15 protein-coding genes are annotated in these 12,706 nt (G+C 44.8%); 6 read left to right on the forward strand and 9 right to left on the reverse strand.

All coding sequences use genetic code 11. From position 1 onward, the window contains the following. Positions 1-11: 11 nt before the first annotated feature. The 4 genes from FD963_RS03445 to FD963_RS03460 all read right to left on the reverse strand — a co-directional run bounded on the left by FD963_RS03445 (position 12) and on the right by FD963_RS03460 (position 2,904). Positions 12-1,292 carry a DEAD/DEAH box helicase gene (locus FD963_RS03445; protein WP_215363026.1) on the reverse strand — a complete coding sequence of 427 codons (1,281 nt, stop codon included), beginning with the start codon at positions 1,290-1,292 and terminating at the stop codon, positions 12-14. Positions 1,293-1,427: 135 nt separating this feature from the next. Then, the gene (locus FD963_RS03450) at positions 1,428-2,006 is read right to left on the reverse strand and encodes a hypothetical protein (protein WP_215363028.1); all 579 of its coding nucleotides are present in this window, start codon (positions 2,004-2,006) and stop codon (positions 1,428-1,430) included. Positions 2,007-2,026: 20 nt separating this feature from the next. Further along, on the reverse strand, positions 2,027-2,461 hold the full coding sequence (locus tag FD963_RS03455) for a YbgC/FadM family acyl-CoA thioesterase (RefSeq protein WP_215363030.1): 435 nt from the start codon (positions 2,459-2,461) through the stop codon (positions 2,027-2,029). Positions 2,462-2,472: 11 nt separating this feature from the next. Further along, positions 2,473-2,904 (reverse strand): GNAT family N-acetyltransferase, encoded by a 432-nt coding sequence (locus FD963_RS03460; RefSeq protein ID WP_251367298.1) that lies wholly within the window; start codon positions 2,902-2,904, stop codon positions 2,473-2,475. Between the two features lie 163 nt (positions 2,905-3,067). On the opposite strand from FD963_RS03460, the gene FD963_RS03465 reads away from it, so the two are divergent. Beyond that, the gene (locus tag FD963_RS03465; RefSeq protein WP_251367299.1) at positions 3,068-3,649 is read left to right on the forward strand and encodes a hypothetical protein; all 582 of its coding nucleotides are present in this window, start codon (positions 3,068-3,070) and stop codon (positions 3,647-3,649) included. 85 nt (positions 3,650-3,734) lie between these two features. On the opposite strand, the gene FD963_RS03470 is transcribed toward FD963_RS03465, so the two are convergent. Further along, positions 3,735-4,550 carry a substrate-binding domain-containing protein gene (locus tag FD963_RS03470; protein WP_371818493.1) on the reverse strand — a complete coding sequence of 272 codons (816 nt, stop codon included), beginning with the start codon at positions 4,548-4,550 and terminating at the stop codon, positions 3,735-3,737. 85 nt (positions 4,551-4,635) lie between these two features. On the opposite strand from FD963_RS03470, the gene FD963_RS03475 reads away from it, so the two are divergent. After that, complete coding sequence (locus tag FD963_RS03475) at positions 4,636-5,658, forward strand: substrate-binding domain-containing protein (protein ID WP_215363034.1); 1,023 nt, start codon at positions 4,636-4,638, stop codon at positions 5,656-5,658. Between the two features lie 48 nt (positions 5,659-5,706). Further along, a complete protein-coding gene (modA, locus tag FD963_RS03480; RefSeq protein WP_215363036.1) occupies positions 5,707-6,465 on the forward strand; it encodes a molybdate ABC transporter substrate-binding protein in 759 nt (252 codons plus the stop codon). A gap of 7 nt (positions 6,466-6,472) precedes the next feature. On the opposite strand, the gene FD963_RS03485 is transcribed toward modA, so the two are convergent. The 3 genes from FD963_RS03485 to FD963_RS03495 all read right to left on the reverse strand — a co-directional run bounded on the left by FD963_RS03485 (position 6,473) and on the right by FD963_RS03495 (position 8,270). Then, positions 6,473-7,099, reverse strand: coding sequence for an FMN-binding negative transcriptional regulator (locus tag FD963_RS03485; RefSeq protein ID WP_215363038.1), 627 nt, complete (start codon positions 7,097-7,099; stop codon positions 6,473-6,475). Positions 7,100-7,167: 68 nt separating this feature from the next. Continuing rightward, a complete protein-coding gene (locus FD963_RS03490) occupies positions 7,168-7,932 on the reverse strand; it encodes a hypothetical protein (RefSeq protein ID WP_215363040.1) in 765 nt (254 codons plus the stop codon). Then, on the reverse strand, positions 7,929-8,270 hold the full coding sequence (locus FD963_RS03495; protein WP_215363042.1) for a cupredoxin domain-containing protein: 342 nt from the start codon (positions 8,268-8,270) through the stop codon (positions 7,929-7,931). The genes FD963_RS03490 and FD963_RS03495 overlap by 4 nt, the downstream gene beginning before the upstream one ends. Before the next feature lie 91 nt (positions 8,271-8,361). Here FD963_RS03495 and FD963_RS03500 point away from each other — a divergent pair, with 91 nt between their 5' ends. The 3 genes from FD963_RS03500 to FD963_RS03510 all read left to right on the forward strand — a co-directional run bounded on the left by FD963_RS03500 (position 8,362) and on the right by FD963_RS03510 (position 11,654). After that, positions 8,362-8,607 (forward strand): FeoA family protein, encoded by a 246-nt coding sequence (locus FD963_RS03500; protein WP_215363044.1) that lies wholly within the window; start codon positions 8,362-8,364, stop codon positions 8,605-8,607. Continuing rightward, complete coding sequence (locus FD963_RS03505) at positions 8,600-10,513, forward strand: ferrous iron transporter B (protein ID WP_215363046.1); 1,914 nt, start codon at positions 8,600-8,602, stop codon at positions 10,511-10,513. The genes FD963_RS03500 and FD963_RS03505 overlap by 8 nt, the downstream gene beginning before the upstream one ends. 97 nt (positions 10,514-10,610) lie before the next feature. Next, a complete protein-coding gene (locus FD963_RS03510) occupies positions 10,611-11,654 on the forward strand; it encodes a fumarylacetoacetate hydrolase family protein (protein ID WP_215363048.1) in 1,044 nt (347 codons plus the stop codon). Between the two features lie 91 nt (positions 11,655-11,745). On the opposite strand, the gene FD963_RS03515 is transcribed toward FD963_RS03510, so the two are convergent. Next, complete coding sequence (locus FD963_RS03515; protein ID WP_215363050.1) at positions 11,746-12,633, reverse strand: fumarylacetoacetate hydrolase family protein; 888 nt, start codon at positions 12,631-12,633, stop codon at positions 11,746-11,748. Between the last annotated feature and the right edge of the window lie 73 nt (positions 12,634-12,706).

Consider the following 12,706-nt stretch of genomic DNA (forward strand, 5'->3'; position numbering starts at 1 on the left):
TAAAGAATTAATTAACGATTAAAACTTCTTTTAGGTGGGCTACTACGCTTGGCAGGAGCCTTCTTCGCTGGAGCTCCAGCTGTCCCAGCGGGCCTTGGCTTGCGAGATTGCTGGTGTTGCTGACTGCGCAGCTGAATCGGTTGTGCCACGGCATTTGGATCTGGTTCAAAGCCGGCAATCACCTCTTGCGGCAACTTTTGTTTAATGAGTTTTTCAATATCTCTGAGCATCTGATGTTCATCAACGCACACTAGGGAAACTGCTACGCCATTTGAGCCTGCGCGACCAGTACGTCCAATACGATGTACGTAATCTTCAGAAACGTTTGGAAGATCGTAGTTCACTACGTGAGGGAGCTGGTCAATGTCGATACCGCGTGCAGCAATATCGGTGGCAACCAATGCAGTTAACTTACCGGCTTTGAAATCAGCTAAGGCTTTAGTGCGAGCAGATTGGCTTTTGTTGCCATGAATGGCCATACTCGTAATGCCATCCTTTTCTAATTGAGTCACTAATTTATTCGCACCATGCTTAGTGCGGGTAAAGACCAGCACCTGCTTCCAGTCGTTAGTCTTAATGAGATGGGCTAGTAGAGGATGCTTCTTAGTTCTATCTACTGGATGAATCAACTGGGCAATCGCTTCATTGGCGCTATTGCTACGGGCTACCTCAATCAACTCAGGCGAATTGAGCAAGCCATCTGCTAATTGTTTAATTTCGGTAGAGAAGGTGGCCGAGAACAAAAGATTCTGACGCTTCTTAGGTAAGGCAGCCAAGATCTTTTTAATGTCTCGTAAGAAGCCCATATCGAGCATGCGATCGGCTTCATCTAAAACCAAAATCTCAATGTCGTTTAGCGATACGCAATTTTGTGACATGAGGTCAAGCAGTCGACCTGGCGTAGCTACTAAAATATCCAAACCACCAGCAATGGCTTTGATTTGCGGATTAGCGCCAACTCCGCCAAAAATCACAGTAGATTTCAAGCCAGTATATTTTCCATAAGTCACAACAGACTCTTGGACTTGAGCGGCTAACTCACGAGTGGGAGTCAAAATGAGAACTCGTAATAATCTTTTGCCGCTAGATTTAGGGGTGCTGCTTAAGCGTTGCAGAATTGGAAGCGTAAAGCCAGCCGTTTTTCCTGTGCCAGTTTGTGCGGCAGCTAAAAGATCGCCGCCTTTTAAAACGGCAGGAATCGATTTTGCTTGAATTGGGGTAGGGCTGGTGTAGCCTTCTTCAGCAATAGCGCGAAGAATGGGTTCTGATAAACCAAGATCTGTAAATAACATAGGGGCCAATAAAGTATTGACCCGTATTCAATTAAACGACTATCCCGGCCAATGGGGTGAGCTGCCACGCTAGAGCGTTTGCAGTAAGAGCCTCTATTTTAAGTCATCAACCCCAAAAGCCAGTTAATTAAAGAATTACGCTGGATTCCAGAGGTTTGGCACGACAGTATTGGCATAACCGGATACAAATGACTTTTCTGCACCAGTTGCAGGATCAAATACCGAGCGATGAATGCGGCCGATATTGCCACCATACACATGAATGCTGATCGAAGTTTTATCACTCAAGCTGTTCTCGACCACATGAATGTCGTGAGTATCTGGCGATACGGTATCAACGTGCCCAGGCAGACTGACGCATGCATTACCTGCTTTGAAACTGGAATCTGCTTGACGATAGTAGGGTGTGCCTGTTTCTTGACCGCGCAACTGACCAATCATTCCCCAAACGGTGTGATTGTGTAGTGGTGTTTTTTGACCCGGACCCCAAACGAAACTCACTACAGAGAAGCGATCCAATGGATCTGCATAGAGGAGATATTGCTGGTAGTACTGCGGGTGAGGTTTAGTGAATTCTTCTGGTAACCAATCATCTACTGCAATCAGCTTCTTTAATATTTTCTTGCCTTCAGTAAAAACGATCTCTTCGGTTGGCTTTTGCTCGAGCAGCAAGCTGAGTTCTTTAACAAAGGTTAGTAACTTTCCATCAGGCATATTCCGCTCCTATACTAATTTTACTCAGCAAGAAATAACCCATCAGGCCATGCCTTGGGTTTGAGTGAGTTGGTATCAACGCAGACGATATGTAATACCGCGCTGGCAATGATTTCTAAATCTTCGCTGCCAAGAACTTTTCTCTGTGCTGTTTGTTTCACTGATATTTGAGTGCGACCACGATGCTCAATCGCCTGATCAATATAAAGAATGTCATCCAAGCGGCCTGGCTTATAGAAATTCATAGTGAGTTCACGCACGGGCATTACGATATTGAGTTCATTAACCAGCTTGGTGGGGCTTAAGCCTCGTTGGGCAAGCCATTCTGCGCGACTACGTTCAAAAATCTCGAGATAACGTCCGTGATAGACAAAACCTGCTGCATCTGTATCGGAGTAACAGACTCGATGGGTGTAAGTAAATAAAGCAGGGTTTGGGTTGTGGGTAGTTGTCATCGATTGGTAAGCTAGTTTGGCAATATAAGCATCATATTACGGTGGGGCATGCCTGCCTCATCATATATGGGGCCTTCAGGTTTAAAGCCTAGTTTTTGATAGAAGGGGATGGCAGCTACTTGGGAGTGCAAAACGATAGACTCCGCCCCTTGAGATTTAGCGAGGTCAATCAGCTTTTCCAGAATTTTTCTTCCTATTCCCTGATTTCTAAATTGCGTCAAGACAGCCATGCGTCCAATTTGAGCCTGTCTGCCGCCTAAATCTACTAATCTTCCAGTCCCAATACAGCGCCCATTTAGATGGGCTAGTGCGTGGGTGGCAGAGGGATCGAATTCATCTAACTCAAGCTCAGCTGGAACCTTTTGCTCCCATATAAATACCTCTTGGCGCACCAAAAAGGCTGCTATTTCAGCTTCTGTCCATGGTTTTATCAGTATTTCCAAGATTCTCAGTATCTCCAAGCGCCAATCTTTGCCCAATGTACCAAATAAATGCGGGGATCAGCATAGTTCGACAACGTACAAAAAGTGCCTCATTCAATGGTTACAATGAATTGTGGCTCTATATTGGGCCCACCCGTAACCTTTTACTCAACTAGGAGTTATCTTGAAGAAATCTTTATTAGCTGGTTTGTTTGCTGCAGTGGGCGTCACCTTTGCAAGCTCTGTTTTTGCGCAACTACCTGCAAAGATGTTGCCTTTGGCTGCTGACGTTGTCGTTTTGAGCGCAACCGTTGATTCAGTGGATGCAAAGAAGCGTATCGTTGTATTGAAAGATGCTAATGGTAACTTGGCGCAGATGAATGTTGCTAAATCCGTCAATGATTTGGATAAGGTTAAAAAAGGCGATGTGTTCTTGGTTGAGCATGCTCAAGCAGTTGCTGTTGGCCTAACTGCTGTTGGTAAAGATCAAAAACCAGGTGTCTCAGGTGTACGCTCTGTGGTTATTGCTGGTAAGGGTGCAGCTAAGCCATTTGAGGAAACAACTGATACTATTTATGCAACTGTAAAGATCTCAACCATTGATCAAAAGACGCGTATAGTGACTTTCACATTACCAAGCGGCGAGAAGCAAAAAGTTAAAGTAGATCCAGCTGTTCTTGGTCTTGAGAAATTCAAAGCTGGTGATGATGTCATGGTTGAGTTTGTTGACGACACAGCTATTGGCTTTGTAACACCTAAGAAGTAAGTATGAAATAAGCAGCAAATAACTGGTCAGTAGGCCGGTTGTAAAAAAGCCCGCAGATGCGGGCTTTTTGCTTGATGGGACTAGATTATTTTTTAGCGTTCGGAAAGAAGAGTTGCTCGCCATCAATCTTGTAGCTAGCAATGACGTCCTGCCCATTTTTTGAGATGAGCCAATCAATAAATTCTTGACCCTGGACCTTTTTCACATGAGGGAACTTGGCTGGATTAACCAACATCACACCATATTGATTGAATAGCTTTGGATCTCCCTGCACAAGGATGACTAGATCGCCACGATTCTTAAAGCTGAGCCAGGTGCCGCGGTCAGCCAAAATGTAGCCATTCATAGCAGAGGCGGTATTAAGGGCGGGGCCCATACCTGAACCTGTTTCCTTGTACCAAGATTGGCTGGAGGAGGGGGTAATGCCCGCTCCTTTCCAGTAACGAAGTTCTGCAGCATGTGTGCCACTTTTATCTGCGCGCGAAATAAATGGGGCTTGAGCTGCAGAAATTTTTTGGAGTGCCACTTGAATATCTTTGCCACCACCGATTTTTGCGGGATCTGATTTAGGTCCGATGAGAATGAAGTCGTTGTACATCACTTCGTAACGCTTAGTAGAAAAACCTTCTTCCACAAACTTCTCTTCGGCAGATTTGTCATGAACAAACACCACATCTGCATCACCGCGGCGGCCAATATCTAATGCCTGACCAGTTCCAACGGCTACAACCTTAACCTCTATACCAGTCTTCATCTTAAAGATAGGCAGCATGTAATTGAAGAGGCCAGATTGCTCAGTAGAAGTGGTGGAGGAGACCACAATACTTTTTTCTTGGGCGCAAACCTGGGTGGCGAATATGGAGAGGGCTATTGAAATAGCGGGAAGAAGTCTGCGAATCATTTTATTCATGGTCAAGCTCAAAGTGGTTGATTAAAGTCGTATGATCGCATACATTAATACTTATTGAATATGCAAAAGATTACACATGCAAATTGAAGTGCGACCAACCCTCATCGTTAAAACCAAGGCTGATGGAAAAAGCTCCATTGACCTGATATGGCTATCTCAGTTGTTAAAAGATATTGGTCGGGGCAGCTCCTTGGTGGTTGCCAGCAAAAAATCGGGCACCTCATACAGGGGTGCTTGGGGCAAGTTAAATCAGGCCGAAGAAACTTTGGGTATGCCGCTAATTGCTAGGACCAAGGGTCATGGATCAATATTGACTGAGTTTGGTGAATTTTTAATTCAATTTATTGAAAATATGCAGGCAGGATATTTGAAGCATGATGCTCAATATCATGACATTTTGCTAAAAGAAATTAAGAAAATACAAAAGTCAGAAAGTCTTCGCTGGAAATTTTTCTCCAGTAGCGATTCGGTGATTCAAAAAGCGGCTAGTGAAGTAAGTGGGGTAGATCTAAAAATTGCTGGTTCAGGGGAATCTTTGGAGAGACTGCTGAATAATGAAGCGCACATTGCTGGATATCACGTCTCTGATCAGAAGAGCTCAAAAGCAATTTATCAGCGCTTAACAAAAAATGACATTGAGATTTATCCAGTGATGAAGCGAACCCAGGGCTTGATTGTGAAGAAGGGAAATCCTCTGAATATTCGATCTATAGAAGATTTGGTTGGCAAAAAAGTTCGCTTTATTAATCGCCAGATTGGTTCTGGAACGAGACTCCTATTGGATACTCTGCTTATGGAAGAGGGTGTTGATCCCGCTGAGATTAATGGATACCTGGCTGAAGAATTTACCCACTCTGCTGTCGCCAATGCCATTTTGGCTGGAAAAGCAGATGTAGGTTTGGGGGTAAAGAATATTGCCTTGGAAAATGGCCTGGGTTTTGTGCCACTCAAGGATGAAATTTTCTTTATCGCCATGAATAAAGAAATGACTGCGCAATCAGAATCATCAAAGTTAATTCGGAAGATACGAAGCGCTTCTGGAGAGACGCCGGGATATAAGGCGGTCAGTTTAAATAGACAAATTCAGGAATGGTTATAGTTTTATTTTGGGTCGCCAAACAAACATCAATCCACTAGAATGGATTTCATGAGCACCACGCGCCTACTGACTTTATTTTCGGTATTCCTTTTTTCCTTTGGCACTGCCTTTGCGCAAACTTCCACTATTGCCGTCGCTGCCAATATGAAAGATGCATTTATCGAGATTGCTGCTGCATATAAAGCCACGGGTAAGTCCGAGCTCAGGGTGGTCTATGGTTCGTCTGGTAACTTCGCCACACAAATCATGAATGGGGCGCCGTTTAATTTATTTATTGCTGCTGATGAGCAGTTCCCACTAGAGCTGTTTAGTAATGGCAGAACAACAGATGAAGGGGTGGTTTACGCTATAGGTAAGTTGGCCATCCTCACTAAAACTTCTTCTGGTATTCGTTTGCTGGATAGCAAGACAGATATAGCCAAGGCTATTAGTAAGGCGAATAAGATAGCGATCGCAAAGCCCGAGCTTGCACCCTACGGTAGAGCCGCGGTTCAGTATTTAAAAGCTGAGGGGCTTTCGGATCTCGCTAAAGATAAGCTTGTTTATGCGGACAATATTGGGGCCGCTACAACTTATGTAATGAGCGGCGCAGCGGATATTGGTTTTACTGCACTTTCTCTAGCGAAGTCGCCTGAGGTGACAAAGCAAACGAGCTTCTTATTGGTTGATACAAAATTATATGAACCCATTAAACAGCGCATGGTGTTAATCAAGGGCGCGCCTCAAGAGTCAGTGGATTTGTATCGCTTTATGCAGGGGCATCAGGCCAAATCCATTCTGCAAAGGTATGGTTACACCACGCCTTAGTTGCTAATTACTTGGGTGCTCTCATGAACTTCAGCATCTCTTGTAAGGCTTCTTGTGGCGACTTCTCTAGTTGTCCTACTACTGCGTCATAGTCTTCGGCCGGCCGGTTCTGGCTTAGCTTAAATTTACCCACCAAACTACCGACCTCAATCTCGATGCCAATGATGGCCTTGAGCATCATCTGCACGTATTCTTCCGGAGCATCATCTAACTTCCAGGTGGATTGATAGGTGGGCTCATGAAGATTGGTCATTTGTGAGACATGACTCCTCAACCACTGCGCATCCTCAATCAACTTGATGCTGCCTTCCGCGTGAACCACAGCATAGTTCCAGGTTGGAACTACTTTCCCACTCTCTTGTTTTGATGGATACCAAGATGGGGTCACATACGCATTCGGTCCATTAAAGATTGCTGCAATAGATTTATTGTTACTGTTCGCAACTTTAACGAGTGGATTCATTCTGGCGACATGTCCGTAAAGCTTGGTTTTGTCGGAGCTCAGCATGAGCGGTAGGTGGTTGATTTCAAAATGGTCATCCAGATTAGCAACGATAGTCGCTAATGGATATTCAGAAATCAGCTGGGCTAATACCGCTTGATCTTCAACTAAAAAATGTTTTGGTAGGTACATAAGAGGCTAGGCAGAATGGGTAAAAGGTTGTATTTAATAAGAACATAGCAGAGATTGAGCTCTTGTTCTTAAAATTCGTACTCTACCTGCATTCTGATGGTGTTTTTTGGTGATGCGGTGGTGGTTCCCCAGAGGTAGGCTACGTTGTATTTCAAGGCTTCTTTACGACCTAGTTTGGTTTTTCCAAAAATGGCCGGCCCCGCACTAGATTGTTGTTGTTCATTGGTATTCCAGTTATTGACCTGTCCTAGCCAAGAGTAAATCTGGGCTCCAAGCTCCAACTCTGGCTGAAGGCGGTACTTCACCTGGCCCTGGTAGCCGAAATAGGTCCCCTGATTTTCAGTGCCCGTGTAATGTCCTTGCATCAAGACGTTGAGATTGGCGACCCACTTCTTCCATTCACTTTGAAATAAGAAACCGTATTTGGCTTCATAGCCTTCATTGCGATTTTGAGGGCGCTCTAACTCAAGCAAGAAGCCGATATCAACAGGATATTTTCCAGTTTCCGTTAATTGAAATTTATTCTCCCACTCCACAGCATCAAATTGGGAGTTAGTGCCATCCCAAATGACTTTTCCATAAATCTCCGTAAACCACCAGGAGCTCACGCCATATCCAAATCCAATGGAAGCGCCTGATTGTCTGTTGTCTTCACCGCTTCTCGGAGTCTGGGTTCCAAACTTGGTATCGATCTCTCTTTCACCTTCTTCCACTCTTGGGGAGTAGATGTAATCTGCCGGCCCACTTAGGTATTCTCCAGCATGAACTAATGCACTGACAGAAAGAAGGGTGAGGCAACACAAGCCTTGTATTAAATTATTTCTCATCATCATTTAACCCTCACTACACCTTGAGCGGTTTCAGGGCTAAATTCACCTTCAAATTTATAGATGCCAGGACTTAAAGGTCCGATGTAGAAAGAGGCCTTGCTTTTGGCCTTGATCAATACCTCTCTGTTGAGGTCGTAACTTTCAAATTCCTCTGGAGTGTCATCTAGGTTTTCAATCGTCAGTTTTACTTTGGTATCAGCCGGGACATCGATTTCTGATGGTAAAAATCGTCCATTTTTAATTGAAATCTGGATATCGTTGCTTGCTCCATAGGAGATATTTGTCAAATTTAACAATAAGAAAATGCTGATAAGTAACTGTTTTGTATAAGTATTATTCATAAATGAGTGTATATGTAAATGAGAACCATTCTCAAGTATAAGGTATATAATGAGAATCGTTCCTATTTATTGATAAAAGTGACAATCCTCCATGCATTTGGACCAGGTTGATTTGCAAGTTCTTTACCGAGTCAGCGCTGTTAACGCGCCTAAGGGTGCCCCTCAAATTAAGGGGCAGCTGGAAGATATTGGGTTTTTACCTGGTGAACAGGTGACTGTTCTTCGTAAAGGTTTGCTTGGTAAGGGTCCGTATATGGTTCGCGTCGGAGCCTCCACATTCGCATTGCGTCAAGCCGAAGCTCGCATGATCACGGTCGATGCCATTTCACATGTCTGAATCTAAAGTTCATTTTTTCTCGAGTGAGCCACTCGTAGCTTTATTGGGTAATCCCAATTGTGGCAAAACTGCATTATTCAATTTGCTGACTGGCAGTCGTCAAAAGGTGGCGAACTATTCGGGCGTTACTGTAGAGCGCAAAGAAGGGCGCCTATCTCTCGAGTCTGGCAAAAATATTCGCCTGCTGGATTTGCCTGGTGCATACAGCCTGTATCCAAGATCCTTAGATGAGCGTGTTACCTGCAATGTACTGCTTGGTCGAGCTGAAGGTGAAAAACGTCCTGACTTAGTCATTTGCGTATTGAGTGCCATGAATTTGCGTCGTAACTTGCGTTTAGTACTTGCTGCAAAGCGCTTGGGACTGCCTTGTATCGTAGTACTTAATATGCTTGATATTGCTAAGCGTCAAGGCCTGCACATAGACACTGCCGCACTTTCAGGTGAATTGGGTTTGCCGGTGCTCACTAGTATTGGCATTCAGTCTAATGGCGCTGATGAAATCAAGCAGTTCTTATCGAATCTAGACTGGCGCAATCTCAATGGCTTACGCACAGGTACTAGTGATGCGACCCTAGAGAATGTGGCCTCTCATATTGCCCATACTGAATCTGACAATATTCAAGTTCAACGAATTCTGCAAAACCTCAAGCTAGATCAAATCATTCCCGATCAATTGAGTGATCGCTTAGATGCGGTATTGCTTCATCCTGTTTTTGGCCCCATCATTTTGGTGGCCTTACTCTTTTGTATTTTTCAGGCCGTATTCAGTTGGGCTACGTTACCCATGGACCTGATTAAATCTGCAGTGGACTTTCTGGGTGCTCAGATCGTCGAAGTATTGCCTAATGGATGGATACGTAGTTTATTGATCAATGGAATTTTGGCGGGTTTAGGTGGTGTAGTGATTTTCTTGCCGCAAATTCTGATTTTGTTCTTCTTTATTCTTTTGCTAGAAGAGTCGGGCTATCTTCCAAGGGCTGCTTATTTGCTAGATAGAGTGATGGGTTCTGTCGGCTTATCCGGTAGATCCTTCATTCCTCTGCTCTCCAGTTTTGCCTGTGCCATTCCCGGAATTATGGCGACTAGAAGCATCTCTAATGCACGCGATCGCATGGTGACGATTCTGATTGCGCCCATGATGACCTGTTCTGCACGTCTGCCGGTATACGCCTTATTAATTTCAGCGTTTATTCCAGAGCAAAAACTATGGGCTGGCATTGATTTACAAGGCCTGGTTTTATTCTTGCTGTATCTCGCTGGAATTTTGGGCGCGATGGCAGTGGCCTGGATTCTGAAGCGCTTTACGAGTGAGCAATTTAGGATGAACGCGCTCATGATGGAGTTGCCAAGCTATCACTTGCCTCGCTTAGGTAATTTAGCAATTAGCTTGTGGCAAAGAGCAGAAATCTTTTTGCGTCGTGTTGGCGGAATTATTTTGCTGATGACTATTGGTTTGTGGGTGTTATCTAGCTTTCCGTTCCCGCCTGAGGGCGCAACAGGATCACCGATTCAATACAGCTTTGCTGGAATGATGGGGCAGGCCTTAGCGCAGGTGTTCTCGCCGATTGGATTTAACTGGCAAATCAGTATTGCTCTAGTACCAGGCATGGCAGCTCGTGAAGTTGTGGTGAGCTCATTGGCAACGGTTTATGCGCTATCTAGCTCGAGCGTCGACGCGGCTGATGCACTAATTCCTTTAATCTCCAATGGCTGGTCTTTAGCCACTGCTCTATCTCTACTAGCTTGGTTTGTATTTGCCCCTCAGTGCCTATCTACCATTGCTGCAGTAAAGCGCGAGACGGGTGGCTGGAAGATTCCCATCATCATGCTGAGTTACTTGTTTGGCTTGGCCTATATCGCCTCCTTTATTACCTATCACTTAGCTATTTATCTGGGTCTGGGTTAAGCCTGCTGATATCTATATTTGCTGCGGCACCGCATAAAAGGGTGCGGTAGTATTCCTTTTGTAGTTAAAAAATAGATAACAACACAAGGAGATATAGATGAGTTCACGTCGCCAATTTATGAAGACTGCTTCAGCTGCTGGAGCCGGTTTAGTAGCTGCCTCTACTATGGGTGTAATGAAGGAGGCTTCAGCTCATCCCACCTCAGTATGGGGAGGGGAGGTTTACACTGGTCCACGTGAGATGGTGAAAAACAGCAAAATTCTCTCGATCCAAAATGCGGATGGAACAGAAACCTTGGGTGTGGTTACCCCAAAAGGTGTTATCGATATTCGTGCTGTAGCTAAGAAAATGAAGATTGCAGCACCGACTACCTTAGATCAATTATTGCAAGAGGGTAATGCTGCGGGATTTAATAAGGTATTAGCAAGCGCCGATAAATCTGGCGTGCCTTACTTAAAGGAATCCGACATCACTTTCGGGCGCCTATTTAAAAACCCTGGAAAGATTGTTTGCGTTGGTTTAAATTACCGTGCGCATGCGGATGAGGTTGGTATGGCTCATCCACGAGTACCGCCGCTATTCAATAAGTACAACAATAGTCTTACGGCTCACAACTGTTTATTGCAAATTCCACCACCATCAGTTTCTTACAAGCTAGATTATGAAACTGAGCTGTTGATTGTTGTCGGCAAGCAGATGCGCAATGTTCCCGAATCGGCTGCTTTGGATTATGTGGCCGGTTATTGCACCTCAAATGATTTCTCATCACGTGATTTGCAGCTGGAATTGCCGAGTGGGCAATGGATGATTGGTAAGACCTTAGATCAATACGCCCCAATTGGACCTTACTTTGTTACTTCTGACTTAGTGGGTGACCCCAATAAGCTTCAGGTAAAGACTTGGGTAAATGGTGAGTTGCGTCAGAACTCCAATACTGCAGACTTCATTCATAACACTCAAAAAATGTTGTCTTACATCAGCACCTACTGGACATTAGAGCCGGGAGATATCGTCTTCACTGGCACACCGCAAGGCGTTATTGCTGGTATGCCAAAAGACAAGCAGGTATGGCTGAAGAAGGGCGATAAGATCGTAAGCTCAGTAGAAAAACTCGGAGATTTAAAGTTTACGTTGGCTTGATCACTCCAGGGTTTGTTTATCAAAAAGAAAGCCACCCGAGGGTGGCTTTTCTTATCAGTGGCTAGTAAGTTTTTTAAACACTTAATCTGCTTCACTCAGCAATAAAAGTGTTCTCAAGCTTTCCAATGCCACCCATCTCAACGACTACAACATCGCCGTTCACTAGGTACTTAGGAGGTTTAAAGCCGATGCCAACGCCGACAGGAGTTCCGGTAGCGATCAAGTCTCCTGGGTAGAGTGTGATGCCTGCAGAGACCGTAGCGATCATATTGGGAATATCAAAAATCAGATCTTTGGTATTGGAGTTTTGGCGTAATTCACCATTGACCCAGCACTTGACTGGGATGTTTTCGGCATCGACTTCATCTGCTGTAACGACCCAAGGACCCATAGGGCAGAAGGTATCAAAGCTTTTTCCTAAAAACCATTGCTTATGTCTTTGCTGCCAGTCGCGTGCGGTCACATCATTGATAGCGGTGTAACCCCAGACGTGCTTCATAGCATCTGCTTCGCTAATGCCTTTGCCGCCTTTACCGATCACAATCGTGAGTTCCGCTTCGTAATCGATGCAGGTGGATACGGCAGTGGGGATGATGACGTTAGTGTTAGGGCCGGTTACAGACTCGGGTGGCTTCGTGAAGAAGATTGCATGGCTTGGAATGTCTTCTCCAGGTTTAGCGCTGCCATCAAATCCGCTGTTAGAAAATTCTTTAGCGTGCTCATGATAATTTTTACCGACGCAGAAAATATTGCGACGCGGTCTAGGTACAGGAGCGAGTAGACGGATGTCGCTAAACGCATGCGTGGAAATAGGTTTTGGGAGCTTACCTGCGAGGTCAGATTTAAGAATGGCAATAATGCCATCTTCACTAACGTCAACACCTAAGTCGAGCTCTTGAACTGTCTTGCCATCAGCAGACACAATTCCGACACGGGTTTCGGTGGGCTCTTTGACTAAAACAAATGCTGCATATCTCATGATTACTGTCTCCGGCTGGGGTTTTTGCTACGCTAACCCCTGTTTATTGTGATGAATCTTGTAGTAGGATAAA

The sequence above is a fragment of the Polynucleobacter sp. JS-JIR-II-50 genome, from assembly GCF_018687895.1.
Taxonomy (GTDB): Bacteria; Pseudomonadota; Gammaproteobacteria; order Burkholderiales; family Burkholderiaceae; genus Polynucleobacter.